The sequence below is a fragment of the Helicobacter ganmani genome (assembly GCF_003364315.1).
GTDB classification, from domain to species: Bacteria; Campylobacterota; Campylobacteria; order Campylobacterales; family Helicobacteraceae; genus Helicobacter_D; species Helicobacter_D ganmani.
Genome location: NZ_NXLS01000005.1, coordinates 62,875 through 81,336 on the forward strand (window position 1 = coordinate 62,875; position 18,462 = coordinate 81,336).

General features: G+C 37.1%; 23 protein-coding genes. 3 read left to right on the forward strand and 20 right to left on the reverse strand.

Going from position 1 to position 18,462, the window contains the following annotated elements:
- Window positions 1-5: 5 nt before the first annotated feature.
- Entirely contained in the window at window positions 6-1,262 is a 1,257-nt protein-coding gene (gene lysA, locus CQA43_RS05880; RefSeq protein WP_115551748.1) for a diaminopimelate decarboxylase, read from the reverse strand.
- A 121-nt stretch (window positions 1,263-1,383) separates the two neighbouring features.
- Between lysA and CQA43_RS05885 the strand changes: the two genes are divergently transcribed.
- Entirely contained in the window at window positions 1,384-2,031 is a 648-nt protein-coding gene (locus CQA43_RS05885) for an HAD family hydrolase (RefSeq protein WP_115551691.1), read from the forward strand.
- A gap of 189 nt (window positions 2,032-2,220) precedes the next feature.
- Here the strand turns inward: CQA43_RS05885 and CQA43_RS05890 are convergent, their stop codons facing one another.
- Genes CQA43_RS05890 through CQA43_RS05910 form a run of 5 tightly spaced genes read right to left on the reverse strand, consistent with a single transcriptional unit; the run spans window position 2,221 to window position 5,915 of the window.
- Window positions 2,221-3,099 carry a sulfate/molybdate ABC transporter ATP-binding protein gene (locus CQA43_RS05890; RefSeq protein WP_115551692.1) on the reverse strand — a complete coding sequence of 293 codons (879 nt, stop codon included), beginning with the start codon at window positions 3,097-3,099 and terminating at the stop codon, window positions 2,221-2,223.
- A complete protein-coding gene (gene modB / locus CQA43_RS05895) occupies window positions 3,096-3,740 on the reverse strand; it encodes a molybdate ABC transporter permease subunit (protein WP_115551749.1) in 645 nt (214 codons plus the stop codon). Before modB ends, CQA43_RS05890 begins: the two co-directional genes overlap by 4 nt.
- Before the next feature lie 59 nt (window positions 3,741-3,799).
- A complete protein-coding gene (locus CQA43_RS05900; protein ID WP_115551693.1) occupies window positions 3,800-4,279 on the reverse strand; it encodes a hypothetical protein in 480 nt (159 codons plus the stop codon).
- Window positions 4,272-5,033 carry a molybdate ABC transporter substrate-binding protein gene (gene modA, locus CQA43_RS05905; RefSeq protein WP_115551694.1) on the reverse strand — a complete coding sequence of 254 codons (762 nt, stop codon included), beginning with the start codon at window positions 5,031-5,033 and terminating at the stop codon, window positions 4,272-4,274. Before modA ends, CQA43_RS05900 begins: the two co-directional genes overlap by 8 nt.
- A gap of 9 nt (window positions 5,034-5,042) precedes the next feature.
- Entirely contained in the window at window positions 5,043-5,915 is an 873-nt protein-coding gene (locus CQA43_RS05910; protein WP_245944240.1) for a TOBE domain-containing protein, read from the reverse strand.
- Between the two features lie 93 nt (window positions 5,916-6,008).
- Here CQA43_RS05910 and CQA43_RS05915 point away from each other — a divergent pair, with 93 nt between their 5' ends.
- Both CQA43_RS05915 and leuB read left to right on the forward strand, forming a co-directional pair.
- The gene (locus CQA43_RS05915) at window positions 6,009-6,509 is read left to right on the forward strand and encodes a 3-isopropylmalate dehydratase small subunit (protein WP_115551695.1); all 501 of its coding nucleotides are present in this window, start codon (window positions 6,009-6,011) and stop codon (window positions 6,507-6,509) included.
- A 19-nt stretch (window positions 6,510-6,528) separates the two neighbouring features.
- Entirely contained in the window at window positions 6,529-7,590 is a 1,062-nt protein-coding gene (gene leuB / locus CQA43_RS05920; RefSeq protein ID WP_115551696.1) for a 3-isopropylmalate dehydrogenase, read from the forward strand.
- Window positions 7,591-7,643: 53 nt separating this feature from the next.
- On the opposite strand, the gene CQA43_RS05925 is transcribed toward leuB, so the two are convergent.
- The 14 genes from CQA43_RS05925 to CQA43_RS05990 all read right to left on the reverse strand — a co-directional run bounded on the left by CQA43_RS05925 (window position 7,644) and on the right by CQA43_RS05990 (window position 18,462).
- Window positions 7,644-8,816, reverse strand: coding sequence for a sugar transporter (locus tag CQA43_RS05925; protein WP_115551697.1), 1,173 nt, complete (start codon window positions 8,814-8,816; stop codon window positions 7,644-7,646).
- A gap of 63 nt (window positions 8,817-8,879) precedes the next feature.
- The gene (locus CQA43_RS05930; RefSeq protein WP_115551698.1) at window positions 8,880-9,374 is read right to left on the reverse strand and encodes a hypothetical protein; all 495 of its coding nucleotides are present in this window, start codon (window positions 9,372-9,374) and stop codon (window positions 8,880-8,882) included.
- Window positions 9,371-9,952 (reverse strand): TPM domain-containing protein, encoded by a 582-nt coding sequence (locus CQA43_RS05935; RefSeq protein ID WP_115551699.1) that lies wholly within the window; start codon window positions 9,950-9,952, stop codon window positions 9,371-9,373. Before CQA43_RS05935 ends, CQA43_RS05930 begins: the two co-directional genes overlap by 4 nt.
- 113 nt (window positions 9,953-10,065) lie before the next feature.
- A complete protein-coding gene (locus CQA43_RS05940; protein WP_115551700.1) occupies window positions 10,066-10,272 on the reverse strand; it encodes a DUF4006 family protein in 207 nt (68 codons plus the stop codon).
- A 12-nt stretch (window positions 10,273-10,284) separates the two neighbouring features.
- Window positions 10,285-11,166 carry a c-type cytochrome gene (locus tag CQA43_RS05945; protein ID WP_115551701.1) on the reverse strand — a complete coding sequence of 294 codons (882 nt, stop codon included), beginning with the start codon at window positions 11,164-11,166 and terminating at the stop codon, window positions 10,285-10,287.
- Window positions 11,167-11,385, reverse strand: coding sequence for a cytochrome c oxidase, cbb3-type, CcoQ subunit (locus CQA43_RS05950; protein ID WP_115551702.1), 219 nt, complete (start codon window positions 11,383-11,385; stop codon window positions 11,167-11,169).
- A gap of 2 nt (window positions 11,386-11,387) precedes the next feature.
- Entirely contained in the window at window positions 11,388-12,071 is a 684-nt protein-coding gene (gene ccoO / locus CQA43_RS05955; RefSeq protein WP_115551703.1) for a cytochrome-c oxidase, cbb3-type subunit II, read from the reverse strand.
- A 12-nt stretch (window positions 12,072-12,083) separates the two neighbouring features.
- On the reverse strand, window positions 12,084-13,550 hold the full coding sequence (ccoN, locus tag CQA43_RS05960; protein WP_115551704.1) for a cytochrome-c oxidase, cbb3-type subunit I: 1,467 nt from the start codon (window positions 13,548-13,550) through the stop codon (window positions 12,084-12,086).
- A gap of 228 nt (window positions 13,551-13,778) precedes the next feature.
- A complete protein-coding gene (locus CQA43_RS05965) occupies window positions 13,779-14,720 on the reverse strand; it encodes a KpsF/GutQ family sugar-phosphate isomerase (RefSeq protein WP_115551705.1) in 942 nt (313 codons plus the stop codon).
- A 9-nt stretch (window positions 14,721-14,729) separates the two neighbouring features.
- Window positions 14,730-16,031 carry a Na+/H+ antiporter family protein gene (locus tag CQA43_RS05970; RefSeq protein WP_115551706.1) on the reverse strand — a complete coding sequence of 434 codons (1,302 nt, stop codon included), beginning with the start codon at window positions 16,029-16,031 and terminating at the stop codon, window positions 14,730-14,732.
- 79 nt (window positions 16,032-16,110) lie between these two features.
- On the reverse strand, window positions 16,111-17,268 hold the full coding sequence (locus CQA43_RS05975; protein ID WP_115551707.1) for a damage-control phosphatase ARMT1 family protein: 1,158 nt from the start codon (window positions 17,266-17,268) through the stop codon (window positions 16,111-16,113).
- On the reverse strand, window positions 17,204-17,758 hold the full coding sequence (locus tag CQA43_RS05980; protein WP_115551708.1) for a DUF3972 domain-containing protein: 555 nt from the start codon (window positions 17,756-17,758) through the stop codon (window positions 17,204-17,206). Before CQA43_RS05980 ends, CQA43_RS05975 begins: the two co-directional genes overlap by 65 nt.
- Window positions 17,759-17,766: 8 nt before the next feature.
- Window positions 17,767-18,261 carry a 5-(carboxyamino)imidazole ribonucleotide mutase gene (gene purE / locus CQA43_RS05985; RefSeq protein ID WP_115551709.1) on the reverse strand — a complete coding sequence of 165 codons (495 nt, stop codon included), beginning with the start codon at window positions 18,259-18,261 and terminating at the stop codon, window positions 17,767-17,769.
- Between the two features lie 12 nt (window positions 18,262-18,273).
- Window positions 18,274-18,462, reverse strand: coding sequence for a hypothetical protein (locus CQA43_RS05990; RefSeq protein WP_115551710.1), 189 nt, complete (start codon window positions 18,460-18,462; stop codon window positions 18,274-18,276).

Here is an 18,462-nt window from a genome sequence, read left to right on the forward strand (position 1 = left end):
TTCCTTCATAAATAATCTTTTTCTAACACAATCAAATCTTCTATGCACTCCCTTTTGCGGACTAATCGTATAGCTCCATTCTCAACTGCAACCTCTGCACAGCGCGGGCGAGAATTATAATTACTTGCCATACTGAACCCATACGCTCCAGCACTAAGCACTGCTAGCACCTCCCCATTTTGCAAAGAAGGTAAGGAAATGTTTTTGCCCAAATAATCTCCACTCTCACAAATTGGACCTACGACATCTGCACTACTTAATTCTTGCGATTCTGTGTTAAGTGGCACAATCTGATGATACGCATCATAAAAACTTGGACGAATTAAATCATTCATCGCACCATCTACGATCACGAATCGCTTATTTTGATGCATTTTTTGATAAAGCACTTTTGTCAAAAACACGCCACTATTTCCCACGATAAATCTACCCGGCTCACAAATAATTGTTAAATCCAATCCCCGCAATTCCTCTAAAATTGCTTGTGCGTAATCATAAGGATTGATAGTTGTTTCATCACTATAAGTGATTCCAATCCCACCACCTATGTCAAAAAACTTAATCTCAATTTTGAGTGCCAATAAACTATGCGCAAGTTGTGCAATTTTGCGTGCAGACTCCGCAATGGGCTTGAGCTTGGTTAATTGGCTACCAATATGAAAATGAATCCCAATAGGCTCTAAGTATTTGGAATGATGTGCCAACAAATACATACCCTTAGCCTCTTCAATGCTCACACCAAATTTATTTTCTTTTAGCCCTGTGGAAATATAAGGGTGTGTTTGCGGGTCAATATCTGGATTGACACGTATAGAAATCCTCGCTGGAACTCCTAACTCTTGCGCACAAGATTCCACAAGCAACATTTCCTCTTTGGATTCTACATTAATAAATAAGATGCCAATGCGTAAAGCCTCTTGAATCTCAAAAGCTTGCTTGCCCACGCCACTATAAATGATTTTATACTTTGGAATCCCTGCCAAAATAGCACGTTGAATCTCACCCAAAGAAACACAATCCGCCCCGCTTTCCAAACTAGCCAACTTTTTGATAACGCTTAAGTTAGAGTTTGCTTTTAATGCATAGCAAATCATTGTTTTTCTTCCGCCAAAAGCCGCTTTCATCTGCGCATATCTTTCTTGGATTCTATCCAAATCATAAACATATAAAGGTGTGCCAAAGTCTTTTGCAGCCTTTTGTAATAAATCTTTATCAAAATTTCCATCAAGTTTAGGGATATTTTGGGATTCTATATTTTTCATTTTTTCTGCTCTTATTTTTCTAGTTGAATTTACAATTATAATCAAAAATGCCTTAAATCTTTAAACTAAAATTAGTTACACTTTCAAACTTAAGTTCATAGTATTAAAGGTTCAAAATATAATGAAAGATAAAATTGTTTTATTTGACTTAGATGGCACACTGATTGACTCTACACAAGCAGTCTATGAGGGTATTTGTAAAGCTTGTGAATCTCTTAATCACCCTACTCCGAGCTACGAAAAAGTCAGCTTGCAAATTGGACACACGCTTGAAGATATGTTTAAAACTTTTAATGTAGAATCTCCCAAGATTCCAGAATTTATCGCAATTTATCGGGAACATTATGGAAAAATTTGTATCCCCAAAACACATTTGCTAAACAATGCGCAACAAGCAATTACAGAAGCGTATTCATTCGCACATTTAGGAGTTGTAACCACAAAAACAGGTAAATACTCTAAAATTATCTTGGAACATCTCAAAGTCCTAGAATACTTCACTTGTGTGATTGGTAGAGAAGATGTCAAGGAAGCAAAACCAAGTGCTGAACCTATTTTATTGGCTCTAAAATCAATGCCAAAGGATATTACGAAAAACCACATTTATATGATTGGAGATACACCTTTGGATATTCAAGCAGCAAACAATGCAAATATCCAAAGTATAGGCGTGCTAAGCGGCTATGCGAGTTTGGAGTTATTGCAATCTTATACAAGTTGTATTGTTAAAGATTCCCTAGAGGCTGTGCGCAAGATTCAAACTTTGTAAGTTTATCCTTATCATACAAATTCGCGCCGTTGCAAGATTCTGTTTTGGAATCGTGGTGCATATTGTCTTTAAAAGTGCGATTCGTAGCAATCCACAACTTAAACCAAAAGTAAATTTGCAATGGAATCTTAAAAAATTTTAAGATGAAATTTCACATTATAGATTGCTTTGATATTGACTTACAAGGAATTAAGAATCTATCTTTACAAACATCGGATTCCACGCTTTAGAAGCAACTATTACAGAATCTCCACTCTGCAAATTTTTAACTTCCTCTTCGCTCGCAGTAATTTGGACAATCTCATTACCCACAAGCACATTCACGATATAAACCAATCCATTCTTGCTTACTTCCAATATTGTCCCGCTTTGTCGGAACTTCCCACTTGGCAAGCCATTTAAAAAAACTTCATCAGGAGTTCCTTTTTTATCAATCTTACCTAACTCCAAATGCACAACAAAGTTTGAGAGAAAAAACACTTCGCTAAAATTATGACTAACCAAAAAAGTAGTCAGCTTGAAATGCTGATGGATACGCAACAATTCTTCTTGCAATTTACGCGACATTGCAGAATCCAATGCAGAAAATGGCTCATCAAGCAGCAAGATTTGCGGATTTCTCACCAATGCGCGCGCCAAAGCCACACGTTGTTGTTGCCCACCGCTTAGCATATTTGGCTTAAACTTGCGCAAAGCACCCAATTCCGTGATTTCTAACAAAGATTCCACACGCGATTTATCAGCATTTTTTGGCAAAGCAAAACTTAGATTCTCCTCCACACTCATATTTGGAAAGAGCGCATAATCCTGAAAAACAAACCCGATTCTACGTTTTTGAGGTGGCAAATTGATTTTTGCACACGCGTCATACCAAATCTCATCATTGACTTGAATCACTCCAGAATCCGGTGAATCCAATCCTGCTAAAATGCGTAGAATCGTGGTTTTACCTGCTCCACTTTTACCAAAAAATGTAATAAGATTTTGGGGTGTTAGCTCACAACAAACCTGCAAAGTAAAATTGCCCTGCACACTATGGAGCTGCTTTTCAAAATCCAAAAATATCATTTCACACTTCTTTTGTTAAGATAAAAAGCAAGGAGTAGAATAGAAAAAGTGATAGCAAACAAGCTCAAGGCATATTGGTGCGCCAATGTATAATTTAGGGATTCTACCTCGTCATAAATCGCAATACTAGCCACGCGTGTTTGCCCTTGAATATTCCCTCCAATCATCATCACAACACCAAATTCTCCAATCGTATGCGCAAAAGTTACGACTACTCCTACAAGCACGGAGCGTGAAATATTGGGCAATAATACAGAATAAAGAATCCTTAAACGACTTTTTCCAAGCGTCAAAGCCGCCTCAAAGAGTGATTGGGGCAGAGCTGAAAAACCTGCTTGAATAGGATTCACCATAAAAGGGAGCGAAAAAATTACAGAACCCACAATCAAACCTTCAAAACTAAAAACAAGTTTAAGATTAAAAACATCTAATAAGAATTTTCCCAAAGGACTTTGCGGGCTAAAGGTAATCAAAAGATAGAATCCAAGCACACTAGGGGGTAACACAAGAGGCATAGAAACAACTGCTTCCAAAATCGGCGCGATTCTACTTCGCGTAAAAGCCAAAAAATAACCCAATGGAATCGCAAGTAATAGCAAGATAAAAGTTGTAAGAAATGCAACCTTAAAAGTCAAAAGCATTGTGATTGCAAAATCATTCAAATTTTCCACTTTCCACTCCTTTGTATTCCTTTCTATTGCTACCTTAAATTATAAATTTTTGTATCAAAAAAGAGCATAATCTCATTCTCGGGAATATGCCAAAAGATAGAATCTCCCACTTTAAGCCCATTGTGCCTCACAAAATCCAAAGTACAAAGCACATTAAGCGTGCCGTTTTCTGCATAATTTGAAGCAAGCGTCAATCGTGCAAAAAGACTATCTTGAGTAATTTTTAAAATTTCAGCCCTAAAAGTATTGTGTATGCCTTTTAATTTGGTTGCCACAATGATATTGTTTTCTTTGAATCCTAATTGCAAGGGCTGATGCAACAAATGAGAAACAAATGCAGAATCTTCTAGCAGTAGCACAAAAAGATGACTTTGAGATTCCACATTTTGTGCTACATTTTGTAATGGTTGAAATCCTTGCAAACTAAAAATAGAATCTAAACGCACAAAAAGACGCAAAATGCCTTTCTGCTCGGTAAAAGATTCTAAGATTCCGTGTAACTTATTCAACGCTATAACCAAATTTTAAGAATTTTTCTTTTGCCTCTTTGCCTAAAATATAAGCTTTAAAATCTTTTGCAAGTTTAGAGTCTTTCCCATAATTTGTAATCACAAGTGCTTGATTAATCGGTTGATAAAGGCTTTCATCAATGCTTACATAACTCATTTCTTTTGTATGGATTCCACCTTCTCCAAGCATTGAAAGTGCAGTGAAGCCTACCTCTGCGTTTTTGGATTCTACATAAGTTGTCGCCGCACCAATACTTTCACCTGTTACGAATTTGGATTCTACTTTATCTAACATTTTTGTAGCAATCAATGCTTCCACAGAAGCCCTGCCATAAGGTGCAACCTTTGGATTTGGAATAGAAATATGAGTGATTTTAGGATTCAAAATATCTTTAAATTCTTTGAGTTTAAAATTCTCATTATTACTCCAAAGCACCAATGTACCTTTTGCGTAGATTTCTTCTTTTGCAGGTGCAAGCTTTTCTTCATATAGTTTTGCAGGATAACTTACATCTGCGGCGACAAATAAATGAATAGGAGCCCCATTTTTAATCTGCGCATAAGCCTTACCACTTGAAATATATGAAATCTCAATCTTATTCTCTGGCTTATTTTTTAGAAAATCATTCTTGATTTCTTCTAATACATACTTAAGCGACGCCGCACCCAAAACTTTGATTTCCTCTGCTTGCACACTTAAAGACAAGATTAACCCACAAACTCCAGCAACCAAAATTTTTTTTGTAAAATTCATTTTTTCTCCTTAAATACCCAAAATTACATTGTTGGACTTGAATCCAAACCAAACTTTTTGCCCTACTTTCAATGCAAGGTTCTTTTGGGATTCTTCGGTAATCACCGCAGAGAATCTTGTATTTTCACATTCCATTTCTATTTCACAATTTACCACACCATCTGTGATATGCTTTATCACGCCGCTAATACAATTCTGCATAGAAATGCCTTTGGGTTCTTCACTAAAGACCACAATCCAATTTGCTTTAATCAGTGCATAGGCTTTCAAGCCAACCTTTAGCCCCAAATCCTTGAGAGAATGCAAAGTAATCGTGCTAGAAATACGCATAGAATCGTTGATTTTTAACACCACTTCAGCATTGACTTTGCCCTCTGTAATTAATACAATCTCACCAAACAACTGATTTCTTGCACTCGTTTTAATCATAAATCTCCTTTTAGCACTATCACTCCACTTGGAATAATCCATTATGGAATCCCAATCATTTAAATTGCTCTCAAAAAGTGTAAAAAGCTCTTGTTGGACGCGTTCCATTTCGCGGAAGATTCGGATTGCCTCTAATCCTTTTTGTGTAATTTGTGTGCCGCCACCGCCTTTGCCTCCTGTTACACGTACAACTAAAGGCTCATTCGCGACATTATTCATCAAATCAATGCTATCCCACGCGGCTTTATAGCTCATTCGCATTTCTTTTGCCGCTTTGGAAATAGAGCCGCTTTGAGCAATTCTCTCTAGCAGTTCTACCTTGCCGTGCCCTAAAAAGTTCTTGTCCTGCTCTCTAATCCAAAACCTTCCTTGCACTCTCATTTTAGCCTCCAAACTCAAATCATTTTGCTTTTCCGCTTGAATCTTGCTTAAATCTCCAAACGAAACTAGCAAATTATATTTTAATATATAACGATTGTCAATACCTAAAATTTAGATTCTCTTTGCTATAATACGCGTTATTTTTATGAATTTTAAGGGGATTTTATGCAAAAGCAATTTAGCGGTAAGGCGTGGAAGTTTGGAGATAATATTGATACAGACTTAATCATTGCTGCAAGATACTTAAACACAAGTGATACAGCGATTCTAGCTTCACATTTAATGGAAGATGCGCGCACGGGATTCGTCAATGAAATCAATCAAGGCGACATCATCGTAGGGGGTGAAAATTTTGGTTGTGGCTCTAGCCGAGAGCACGCTCCTGTGGCAATTAAAGAGGCAGGGATTAGTGCAGTAATCGCTAAAAGTTATGCAAGAATCTTTTATCGCAATGCTTTCAATACAGGCTTGCCAATTTTAGAGATTCAGGAAGCAGATTCCATTAAGGAGGGAGATACATTAGAAATAGACTTGCCTAGCGGGGTGATTAAGAATCTCACCCAAAAATGCACCTATCAATTTGCTCCGATTCCACCTTTTATGCTTGAATTATTGACAAGTGGCGGATTAATCCCCTATGCCAAAGCGCAAAATCTAACCAAATAATCTTTTAAAAAGGCAAAAAATGAAAACTTACAAGATTGCTGTTATCAAAGGGGACGGAATCGGTCCAGAAATCGTCAATGAAGCGATTAAAATATTAAAAATTGCTGCACAAAAGTTTAATTTCACACTTCATTTTGAAGACTTTTTGATGGGAGGCATTGCGTATGATTTGACACAAAATCCTCTTCCGGACGAAACGATTGCGGGTTGTTTAGAATCTGATGCAACTCTTTTTGGTGCAATCGGTGGTGAAAAATGGGATAATCTACCGCGCGAACTTAGACCTGAAAGCGGACTTTTGCGTCTAAGAAAGAGCCTAGAAGTTTTTGCAAATTTTCGTCCAGCAAAAGTCTATAATGAACTCCTTGAAGCAAGCACCTTAAAGCCTGAAATTGTGCAAGGAGTAGATATACTTGTCGTGCGAGAACTCATTGGGGGAATCTATTTTGGTACTCCAAAGGGGCGTGATAAGAATCGTGGATATAACACAATGATATATAGCGTAGAAGAAGTCAAAAGAATCGCACACATAGCATTTAAAGCCGCACAAAAAAGAAGCAAGAAAGTTTGCTCTGTGGATAAAGCAAATGTGCTAGATGTAAGCCAACTATGGCGAGAAGTCGTTAGTGAAGTGGCAAAAGAATATCCCGATGTGGAGCTTAGTAATATGTATGTAGATAACGCAGCAATGCAACTGATTCGTAATCCTAAGCAATTTGATGTGATTTTGACAGGCAATCTTTTTGGAGATATTTTGAGTGATGAGGCGAGTATGCTTAGTGGTTCTATTGGTTTATTGCCCTCTGCATCTATCGGCGGAAAGGCTGCTATTTACGAGCCAATTCACGGAAGTGCTCCTGATATTGCTGGACTTGGAATCGCAAACCCAATCGCCACGATTGCAAGCGCTGCAATGATGTTGCGCTATTCTTTAGGAGAAATAGAAGCAGCAGATGCGATAGACAATGCGATTGAAACTGTCTTAAAAGAGGGTTATCGCACAAAAGATATTGCGAATTTCGGTGCTAAGGAAGTTTGCTCTTGTGAGCGTATGGGTAGCGTGATTGCAGAATATATTTAAACTCCAATGAGGAAACGCATTTTAAAGCTTTCCTCCCGCCACAATTTTATTATTCAAAAAAACATTTTCTTGCTATAATAAATATAAACACAAAGTGCAATTCCCGCACCTACAAATCCAAGATTTGCAATTCCTAAATATTGAATCACGATTCCACCTACAAATGCTCCACTTCCAATACCGACATTATAAATTCCAGAAAACATTGACATTGCCACAGCAGTACCAACAGGAACTAATTGTAATACTTTTGCTTGGAGAGTAAGATTAAACAATGTAATACACAAGCCCCAAAGCACACAAATCAATAATGCCCCAAAAAGGCTAAACTTCGCTCCAATTAAACTTGCAAGCGCAATAAAAATCCCAAAAATTGCGAAATTTAAGAAAAATGTTTTGTATTCATTATAATATTTAGAAAACACAAAACTTCCCACAAAACCAATGCCCCCAAAGACAATCAATACCATTGTAATAACATTTTCTCCAAAATTCGCATACTGCATCAAAAAGGGTTCAATATAACTATACACGATAAAATGCGCACTAACGAGGCAAAGTGTGATTCCATAGATTCCAAGTAATTGTGGAGTTTTGAGGAGTTTTGGCAAGCTTCTAGGAGAAATTGCGCCTCCACTAGGTATTTTGGGCAAACTCTTAACCAAAACCAAAAGAAGCAGAAATGCAACGATTCCAATGCTTAAAAAACTAATCCTCCAACCCAAATGCAATCCAATCACTCTTCCTAAAGGCAATCCAGCAATTAATGCAATACTCGTGCCCGTCGCAATGCAACTAAGTGCCACACTTTCTTTGCCTTTAGGAGCTACGCGCACTGCCATTGGAGTAGCAATAGACCAAAATAACGCGTGCGCACAAGCAACTCCAATCCTAGATAGCATTAATGTCCAATATCCACTAGACAATGCAGAGCCAATATGACTCAAAACAAAAAGCCCGACAACTAAGAGTAGAAGCCGTTTCATTTCAAAGCGAGAACAAGCCAACATCAAAGGCAATGACGCGAGTGCCACCACCCAAGCATAAAGGCTAATCAAAAACCCAGCTTCCGCCTCACTTACACCAAAATCCTTTGCAATCAAACTCAAAAGACCTATGGGAACAAATTCTGAAGTATTAAATATAAATGCCGCAAGACTAATTGCGATAACAGCTAGCCACATTTTCCAATGATGGGTTAAATGATTTGCTTGAGAATCCTGCATAATTCCTCCAAACAAAGTATATAATGGAACTTTAGCCTACAAAACCAGAATAATCAATGGATTTTAATCAATGGATTTTTGAATAAAATATTCTTGTGTAACGCAAATAGAGTCCTCCCCAATCTCTATCAATGCTTCACTTTGATAACGTCCTTCCTTTTGCACTTCAAAGCTTTGGCTTTGCCACAAACCCTCAACCAATTCACCCTCTCCTAGATTCTTATCCTCTTTAACAGTATTTGGTCGTGTAAGAAAAAAACTTACCTTGGCATCTGTTTCTATCTTGCCATTTATTTTATTGCTTAAGCGCAAAAAGATTTGGCGAAAACTCTTTGTGTCTTGTTGTAATGCGCCTTCAAAAGAAACATTATATTTATTTAAAAACGATTCGCGACTTTTGACAATCTCGTTAATATTTGCGTCAATCTCTTGCGAACTGCGCTGGCATATACTTTGTAATTCAACAGGATTCATAACTGCCACTTTAATAGTTAGCACGATAAGCCCTACCACTACCATTGCAAGCAAAAAGATTCCAAAAGGCCAATAATTTTTCATTTATTTCTCCTCAAATACACAAAAACAAAAAGCAAAAGCAAAACAAATAACATTACATAAAGCACTATACGCACAACACTTTGTCCTTTGTTTTGTTTCGGAAAACTATGTTCAAGCTCCACATTTTGTGATTGAGCAATCCTATCGGCAATATCTACAAAACCATTGAGTAAAAAGGCAGATATACTTTGTTGTGTAAGGTCTTTATCAGATTTTGGAATCAGAGGCACAATATAATCCCAATAAACTACCCGCTTATCAAATAATTTTTCAGCCTCCGCACTCGCAATGATGTTTATTTTTTTTTCTTTACGCACAAAAAAAAGAAGAACAAAAGGCTCTTTTAAGTTTTGCAGATATATTTGTTCTTTCTCTTCAAGATTTGTTCCCTCTAAACCTTCAAGAGCAACAACATACATTGAAACGCCTGTTTTTTCAAACACTTCATCAGATAACACTTCTATAAAATCTGTTGTTTTTTTGATGAGCTGATTTTGATTTTCCAACACATAAGATTTGCCCAAAGCCAATGTGCAAAAAAATAGGGAAAGAATCCCTATTTTAAGTGCTTTCAACATTCATTAACCAACATAAAGAAGCATATTAGGAATAAAAGCAACTGCAATAGATGCAACAATCACTACAATATGAGCTACAAAAAGAATTTTTTCCAATCCGCTATATTTAACCATTATTTCGCTCCTACTTCTTTATAATGCTGAGCATTGTCAGCACTTCTCATTTGCAAAGTGTTTGCATTTTCAATCGTATAAGGATTGTTTGCTTGAGCACTTTGTGTTACTACTGCTGTATAGCCAAGGCAGAAAACAACAGAAAGCAACAAAACAACTGCTACGATAAAGCCCAAAAGTCCATTAACTCCAAATAAACCATTCATACTCAAACCTCCTTAGTTTTTCTCTGAATAGATAAAATGTGCCAAAGCTTCTTTTTGCTTATCAGTTAGCATTTGAGTTTTAAAAGTTGGCATAATACCAATATGTCCTTTTTTGCCTTTTTCAAGCACTTCAGCCACAAATGCTGGTGTTCCATATTTAGTAAGATCTGGTGCCATACCACCCATTCCTGCGCCATCTTCACCATGACAAGCATTACATGTTGCAGCACTATAAAGTTCTTTACCTTTTGCAACCAAGTCTGGATATTTTGTATTTTTAACTTCAGAAATTTCCGCCATTACATAAGCAGCAACTGCTTTTTGCGCTTCTTCAGAATCTACTACGCCGGGAGCAACTTCGCTAAGAGGCAACATATCTCCCAACATATAGCCTAAACCTTTACTACCATTTTTAATTGTTGCAATGATTCCTTCTTCTCTACCCCACTCTGCCAAATTTGCTGCTGTGCCATTCATCCCTTCCGTAGTGATTCCATGACATTGTGAGCATTGAACCAAAAATAAATTTTGTCCCATTTTTGTTAAAGTTTGAGCATCAATATTCTGCCATTGTGCTTCAAATTTTGCATTATAAGCTCTCACTTCATCATTATATTCTCCGATTTGTGAATAAGTATTGAGAGGATAACCTACAAACCAATACCACAAACCCCAAATCAACAATACAAGATAAGTAGCACCCCATCCAATTGGAATATCATTTTTAAATTCTTTAATACCATCCCAATCTTCACTTGTTAATTCACCTTCTGCCTTGCTATCTTTCATCTTTTTGATGTAACCACCGACAATGAAAATAGTCAAAGCTAAAATTGCTACGGCGCCAAGTAATCCAAGTTGATTTACACTGTCGCCCAAGTTAAACCATTCCATTTAGCTCTCCTTCTTTTCGTCTTTATTATTTCGTTTTTCCACTAAAGCATCATTTAGGTCATCATCTAACGCAAGTCTTGCGTATTTCTCATAATCAATTTTTCCACTTCTTTGGCTTTTGTAAAGATGAAATACATATCCATACAACAAAAACACTAATAGAATTGTAATAAACCAATAAGCATAACCTTGAATGATTCTTATCGTTTCATATTCCACGATTAGTTAGCCCTTCTTTTTTGTCCCAAGCTGTTTAAATAAGCAATCAATGCTACAATTTGCTTAATTTCACCTCTTTCAAGTGCAGCTTTTATTTCTGGATCTTTCATATCCTCCGCTAGAATTTTTGCTTCTGCTAAAATCTCTGCTCTTGCCGCTTCTAAATCACCTAACTTAGGATTATTTTCTGTGTCATAAGGCATTGAGAAAACAACTTTTTGCGTATAAGCTTCCGCATAAGCAGTATCTACATCTACATTTTTATTGTATAGATGTTTATATGCTGGCATAATAGAACCCGGAACTACCGCAGTTGGGTCTAACATATGTTCTTCATGCCAATCTGTGGTTCGGACATCACCTACACGATGTAAATCTGGTCCCGTTCTTTTAGAGCCCCACAAGAATGGTCTATCATAAGCATATTCACCACTTAGACTATAAGCACCATAACGATCTGTTTCTGCCTTAAATGGGCGAATTAATTGAGAATGACATGCATTACAACTTTCGCTAATATAAACTTGACGCCCTGCTGTTTCCAAAAGCGTATAAGGTTTGAGATTCTCTGTCGGACGTGAAGCCTTAGCAAAATCTGGCAAAATCTCAACTAGTCCCGCAATTGAAAACACTAACAAAAAGACTACCGTAAAGAAAAACGGATTTTTTTCCAACCAATGAAACATCACAAGCCTCCTTTACGCTGCCATTGGAGTTGCATATTTAGGTTCACTCTCAAGCTCCCTACTAGCAACAATGGTCATAATAATGTTATAAACAAAGATGATAAAGCCTAAGAAATACAATACTCCACCAATTGCCCTAATTGTATAATAAGGCATTAGCACAGTTACAGTATCAATAAATGAGTAAGCCAAACTTCCAAATTCATCCGTTGCTCTCCACATCATACCTTGTGTAATTCCTGCAATCCACATACTTGAGAAATAAAGAATAATCGCAACAGTTTGTACCCAAAATTGAATATCCATTAGTTTTTTAGAATAAATTTCACGTTTGAATAATCTTGGAGTCATATGATAACAAGCCGCAATGATTGTAAAAGCAACCCAACCCAACGCTGCATCATGCACGTGTCCAATAATCCAATCTGTAAAGTGTGCTAAAGCATTAACGGATTTAATAGATTGAATTGGTCCTTCCAAAGTAGTTAGCATATACCAAGTAGAAGCTAAAAGCAAAAATTTAATGAGCGGAGATTCTTTAAGTTGATGCCATTGCCCTTTCATAGTTAATAGCATATTTACTGCTGTTCCCCAAGATGGCAAAATCAAAACAACTGAAAAAATTGAACCCATTGTTTGCATCCAATCTGGAACGGTAGAATAAATAAGGTGGTGGCTACCAGCCCAAATATAAACAAACATTAATCCCCAAAATGAAAATAAAGTTAATTTATAAGAGAAAATTGGTTGTCCTGATTCTTTAGGTAAGAAATAATAAATCACACCAATAATTCCTGAAGTGAAAACAAATGCAACCGCATTGTGCCCAAACCACCATTGCACCATTGCGTCATTTGTTCCTGCATATAAAGAAATAGAATGCCAAACAGACCCTACGCCAGCAACTAAATAAGTTGGAATAGAAAGGTTATTAAAAATATAAAGTGCAGAAATTGCTACAAATGTCGCAATAAAATACCACAAAGTGATATAGATGGTTTGTTCGCGTCTAACACCCATTGAACCGAAGAGACTAACTCCCCATAACACCCATACGACAACAACTAACAAATCTAATGGCCACACAAGTTCAGAATATTCTTTTGACTGACTCATACCAGCAAACAAACTAACAACCGCTAGTGCCATTAGCACAATATAAACCCAAAAATGCAAATGACCGACCACTTTTAAAAATGGATGCTCATTATAAGAAATTTTTAGGACTCTTTGCCCCAAATAATACCATGCTGTCCAAATACCACTCAATGTAAATCCATAGATGATTCCATTTGTGTGTAAAGGGCGCAAGCGTCCGAATGTTCCGAACTCACCGGCTAAATAATTAAGGTCTGGAAACGCCATTTGACAAGCTATCACAACACCCAACAACAATCCAACAATACCAAATGCGATCGTTGCAAAAAGAAATAATTTTGCAATGGAGTAATCATACTCTAACGCAGGATTTGATTGCATATTTGCTCCTTCCTCTAAGATTTCCCTTACATATTTTATAGAGAATCCCAATATTTTATAAAATAAAGCATAATTACTAGCTTAAAATTTACAACAAATAGCTAACGAAATAAAAGAAAGTGTTTAGATTCTTAAAATCTTAATATTTTTTAAATAAAACAAAATAGAATCACACCCTAAGGCATTTATTAATTCGGTAATTTACCCACCCCTAATAGAGAATCGCCGCTAAACTCTACCGATTTCATAAAGTTGCACAATTCCCGCTAGACATTCGCCATCTTGGACAATCAATTCTTTGATTTTATACTCTAGCATAAGAGATTCTGCCTCTGTTGCCATCGCATTACTTGAAATTGTTTTAGGATTTTTAGTCATAATCTCACAAGCAAACGCATTGAATTTTTCTGCACTCAAAGCCCTGCGCAAATCACCATCTGTGATGATACCCAATAATTTACTTTGTTCTACTACTAAACACATACCAAGCTTTTTAGAAGTCATCTCAGCAATTAATTCTTTAAAGGGCGTATTAGGCATAACAAGCGGTAAATTTTCACTCACCATAATATCTCTTACACGAGTGAGGAGTTTGCGCCCTAAGCTACCTCCTGGGTGAAACAATGCAAAATCTTCTGACTTAAAATTGCGCGCACGCATTAGAGCCACTGCAATCGCATCTCCCATTGCGAGTGTCGCCGTTGTTGAACTCGTAGGAGCAAGCTGCAAAGGACAAGCTTCCTGCTCAACACTAACATTCAAAAAATAATCACTTTCTTTTGCGAGCGTAGAATGCACTTTACCACTCATTGCAATTAATGGAATCTGACGCACTTTGATGGAGGGAATCAAGCGTAAAATTTCTTCACTTTCTCCAGAATTTGAAATCGCAAGCAAGGCGTCCTCACAAGTAAGCATACCTAAATCCCCGTGTAAAGCTTCAGCAGGGTGCATAAAAAAGCTAGGTGTTCCTGTGCTTGCAAGAGTTGCGGCAATCTTTGCCCCTATATGCCCAGACTTTCCCATACCACTGATTACTAAACGCCCCTTAAGATTCAAAATCTTAAGTATCACTGCATTAAAATCCTCACCGACGAATGATTTTAATCCCAAAATCGCATTAGATTCCAAATCAAAAACCTCTTTCGCTATCTTTGTAAAATCTTGCATTGCTATTCCTTACAACAAAATTGCACCTATCGTTCCACCAATAATTAACGAAGTATTATAGGTTAAAAAAGTCGGCACACAAGTATCCCAAATATGATTGTGTTGCTTATCCGCGTTTAATCCAGCTGTCGGTCCCAATGTGCTATCACTTGCAGGGCTTCCTGCATCGCCTAATGCTCCTGCGATTCCAACTAACAAAATAATTGCAGAAGAAGAAAAACCAAGCTCCAATCCAAGAGGGCAGTAAATTGCCGCAATAATTGGAATCGTCCCAAAAGAAGTTCCAATTCCCATCGTGATTAACAATCCTACAAGCAACATCATCAATGCCCCGCCAAATTTTCCTCCGGCAAGCGTAGCAACATAATTCACGAGTGATTGGATTGCTCCTGTCTCCTTTAAGATTGCACCAAATCCTGCAGCAACTAGCATTACAAATGCAATAAATGCCATCATTTTAAAGCCCTCTTCCATTACTTCGTCAATTTCTCCCCATTGGATTCCGCCAAGTAACACCATTAAGATGATTCCACACAACGCGCCTAGAGGCAATGAACCAGCCCAAAGTTGCACAACAAAAGCCACAATCGCCCCAAGCAACACCGCAAAATCCCTACGTTGCATTTTTGGACGCTCCAAAATCTCAAGGGATTCTTCACTCAAATAGGTATTTTGATATTCACGAGGCTTACGATAAAACACAAAAATAGCAAGCAACAAGCCAATCAGCATACTTAGCCCACCAATCCACATCACACTTGAAACATCACTTAAATCTATATTGACACCATTTTGATTCAATTGGTCGCGCAGAATTGTGTGAAAAATCAATCCAAATCCTACACTAAAGCTTACATAAGGAGCTTTCAAACCAAAAGTCAATGCGCAAGCGACTGCGCGTCTATCAATCTTTAAGCGATTCATTAATGGCAACAAAGGTGGAATTAAAATCGGTATAAAGGCAATATGCACTGGAATAAGATTTTGTGAAAAACACGCAAAAAAAGCGATAAAAAGACAAAACATTAACCGACGATTTTGCACAAAATTAGCGATATAATGAATCAGAATCAAAGTCAAATTCGTGCGCGCAATCGCACTTGCAAGTGCTCCAAGCAAGACATAACTCAAGGCAGTTTCAAGATTTCCTGCCATACCAGAAATTAATAGATTGATACTTTTTTCTACACCGATTCCACCCAAAATTCCCGCTGTTAGCGCAGAAATCAAAATTGCCAAAAGCACATTCAGTCGCGCTAAACACAGCACACCCATAACCAAAATAGACACTACAACCGGATTTGTCAGCATTTATCGCCTTTGAATTAGAGAATTAAGATGTATTTTACTTAATAAAAACTTAAAATTAATAGGAGTTTTCAAGATTAACTTATGGAATCGCATATAAATTTGGATTAAAAAACACAAAATCCCCCAAATTTTTTTGCAAGTAATTTTTTACCACATCGCATTTAATCTTAAAAAGTAAAAAGATTCTTTCATCTTGTTTTGCTGAATTTTCCATAGATTCAAAGTTTCCCATTCCTTTTGCCAAAATTACATCGGCATTATGATAGATTTCCTTTGCTTCTGCGCTTGCTAAAGATTCTATGAAACCCGGACTCATCACGCCACTATCCACAACTTTTGCAAGAGTAAAAATCGCAGAGTCTGTGTGCTTTAAATCTGACAAAGTAATATCATTAATAATCTCTGCCCCACGCACAAAGTAAAAAATCTCTAAATGCGGATATAGCAAATTTAACGCAATAATCAAAATCTCATCAAACTCATTTTCACCCGCATTATCTCCTATCATCACTAGATTTTTCGCAGACTTCAAGCGACACAAAAAACTTTCCAAATCAAAAGAAGCAAAAGGGACTTCAAGAATCCTTTGTGCTTGCTCTTCCAAATCAAAAGACATTTGCGCACCATAATCTAAAACATTTCCAAGCACACTAATGCGAATTGCAAACTCTAAAATTTTTGCAACGCTTGCTTGAGATTCTATTTTCTTGTGGAGAGATTCCAAAAAATATTGCTTATACAATCTTGCCTTTTGGATACTTGCCTCTTTTATCTTTCCATAAGGAGAAAAGCAATTTAAGCTTTTATGAATTCTATCATACACAAGCACCGCCAACATTGTAGGTGGAATCTCAATATGATTTTGGGATTCTATATCAAAAGAGAAGGTATATTTTTGCTTGAAAAACTCCCGCATCAAGTCTTGTAATTTTGCCTTATCTTTGCACGTTAGATTTCTGTTTTCATTCTTTAAATTTTCCAAACTTAAATCTTGAAAATCCTCTAAAGTCTTGAATAAGTCTTTGACAACACTGCAAGTCATTTGCTCTATTTGCGCAGATTCTTTGGAATCCTTATGGAATTGCGCACAATAAATCTTCGCAGTAGATTGCGCTTGTTTGAGCAAACATTCTAGGCATTCGTAGGTTAAATTAATGAGAAAATCCTTGATTTTACGATTCTTTGGCTTTGGCTGAATCTTTTGTGGTTTGCTCTTCGCTCTCTTGTTCTTGGACATTTCCTTTTGCTTTTATATCAATTGCTTTACCCCACATCAAGCGATATTTGCGCTTAAGAAAGTCAATTTCTTCTTGTGCGGCGCGTAATTGCTCTCTAAGAATCGCAATCGTTTTCTTATCGTCTTCATAGACTTCTTGGGTGTTAAAAAGCGCGTCTTTAAGAAATTGATTTTCGTTTTTAACGCTTGAAATAGTTTCCTCTTTAGAACTTACAACCTTTTCGTGCAGACTTAGAATCGTGCCAATCGTTTTTTCCACAAACTCACTATCTACGGCACTACTTACAGCATTTTCTCCTTGCACTATCACCGCACCACCACTTGTAATGCCGCTTTTAACTAATGCGTGTGTGCCACTTCCTGCATCAATGTAGAATTGCTCATTTTCTTGTTTGCTTTTTAATTCTCCCTTTGCCACCATTTCCAAAACTTTTTCTTTTTCTAATTGCGCAAGCTTTACAAACTCATCAATTACAACCCAAGTTTCCATTCTCTACCTTACAAAATCACTTCAATATCGCTAGAATCCAATTCCACATTTTTCGCTTTCATCACGCGGTCTTCTTTGAGTTTTCCGCCCAATTCCGCATCACTTAATGCCAAGATTTGCATCGCAAGATACGCACTATTGACTGCGCCAATTTTCCCTAAAGCCACAGTAGCAACAGGCATACCAGAGGGCATTTGCACGGTAGAAAGCAAAGCGTCCAAACCTTCTAAAGCTCCACCTTTTAGAGGCACACCAATCACAGGTTTTGTCGTCTGTGATGCCACCGCTCCTGCTAAATGTGCCGCCATACCCGCTGCAGCAATAAAAACTTTTGCGCCCTTTTGCTCTGCATTTTTGACATACTCTTTTGTGCGATTCGGGCTACGATGTGCCGAACTAATAATGACTTCATACGCAACATCAAACTTTTCTAACACCTTGATACACGCGCTCATCACTTCGTAATCACTTTTACTTCCCATCAAAATTGCCACAAATTCCATTTTTTCTCCTTTTTACAATACCGATAAGGACAAACCAAGCCCAATAAACAATCCACTCATTATCAAAGTAAATAAAAATAAATACAAAAACAAATAAATAAAAGTTGGCAACAACACAAGCCACCACGACCATTGAATCTTATCTGCAAGCTTTAACCCAATGAATAAAAGTTGCAAAAGCATTAAAAACCAACCAAGCAC

What these genes read in the sequence shown, in the direction of transcription:
- CQA43_RS05925 (WP_115551697.1), bottom strand. Translation starts at nt 8,816, where the DNA reads ATGCAGGATTCTCAAGCAAATCATTTAACCCATCATTGGAAAATGTGG.
- modB (WP_115551749.1), bottom strand. Translation starts at nt 3,740, where the DNA reads ATGCTTTTGACTTTTAAGGTTGCATTTCTTACAACTTTTATCTTGCTA.
- ccoN (WP_115551704.1), bottom strand. Translation starts at nt 13,550, where the DNA reads ATGCAATCAAATCCTGCGTTAGAGTATGATTACTCCATTGCAAAATTA.
- leuB (WP_115551696.1), top strand. Translation starts at nt 6,529, where the DNA reads ATGAAAACTTACAAGATTGCTGTTATCAAAGGGGACGGAATCGGTCCA.
- CQA43_RS05945 (WP_115551701.1), bottom strand. Translation starts at nt 11,166, where the DNA reads ATGGAATGGTTTAACTTGGGCGACAGTGTAAATCAACTTGGATTACTT.
- CQA43_RS05940 (WP_115551700.1), bottom strand. Translation starts at nt 10,272, where the DNA reads ATGAATGGTTTATTTGGAGTTAATGGACTTTTGGGCTTTATCGTAGCA.
- CQA43_RS05890 (WP_115551692.1), bottom strand. Translation starts at nt 3,099, where the DNA reads ATGATATTTTTGGATTTTGAAAAGCAGCTCCATAGTGTGCAGGGCAAT.
- CQA43_RS05970 (WP_115551706.1), bottom strand. Translation starts at nt 16,031, where the DNA reads ATGCTGACAAATCCGGTTGTAGTGTCTATTTTGGTTATGGGTGTGCTG.
- CQA43_RS05935 (WP_115551699.1), bottom strand. Translation starts at nt 9,952, where the DNA reads ATGTTGAAAGCACTTAAAATAGGGATTCTTTCCCTATTTTTTTGCACA.
- CQA43_RS05975 (WP_115551707.1), bottom strand. Translation starts at nt 17,268, where the DNA reads ATGTCCAAGAACAAGAGAGCGAAGAGCAAACCACAAAAGATTCAGCCA.
- lysA (WP_115551748.1), bottom strand. Translation starts at nt 1,262, where the DNA reads ATGAAAAATATAGAATCCCAAAATATCCCTAAACTTGATGGAAATTTT.
- CQA43_RS05930 (WP_115551698.1), bottom strand. Translation starts at nt 9,374, where the DNA reads ATGAAAAATTATTGGCCTTTTGGAATCTTTTTGCTTGCAATGGTAGTG.
- purE (WP_115551709.1), bottom strand. Translation starts at nt 18,261, where the DNA reads ATGGAATTTGTGGCAATTTTGATGGGAAGTAAAAGTGATTACGAAGTG.
- ccoO (WP_115551703.1), bottom strand. Translation starts at nt 12,071, where the DNA reads ATGTTTCATTGGTTGGAAAAAAATCCGTTTTTCTTTACGGTAGTCTTT.
- CQA43_RS05915 (WP_115551695.1), top strand. Translation starts at nt 6,009, where the DNA reads ATGCAAAAGCAATTTAGCGGTAAGGCGTGGAAGTTTGGAGATAATATT.
- CQA43_RS05980 (WP_115551708.1), bottom strand. Translation starts at nt 17,758, where the DNA reads ATGGAAACTTGGGTTGTAATTGATGAGTTTGTAAAGCTTGCGCAATTA.
- modA (WP_115551694.1), bottom strand. Translation starts at nt 5,033, where the DNA reads ATGAATTTTACAAAAAAAATTTTGGTTGCTGGAGTTTGTGGGTTAATC.
- CQA43_RS05885 (WP_115551691.1), top strand. Translation starts at nt 1,384, where the DNA reads ATGAAAGATAAAATTGTTTTATTTGACTTAGATGGCACACTGATTGAC.
- CQA43_RS05965 (WP_115551705.1), bottom strand. Translation starts at nt 14,720, where the DNA reads ATGCAAGATTTTACAAAGATAGCGAAAGAGGTTTTTGATTTGGAATCT.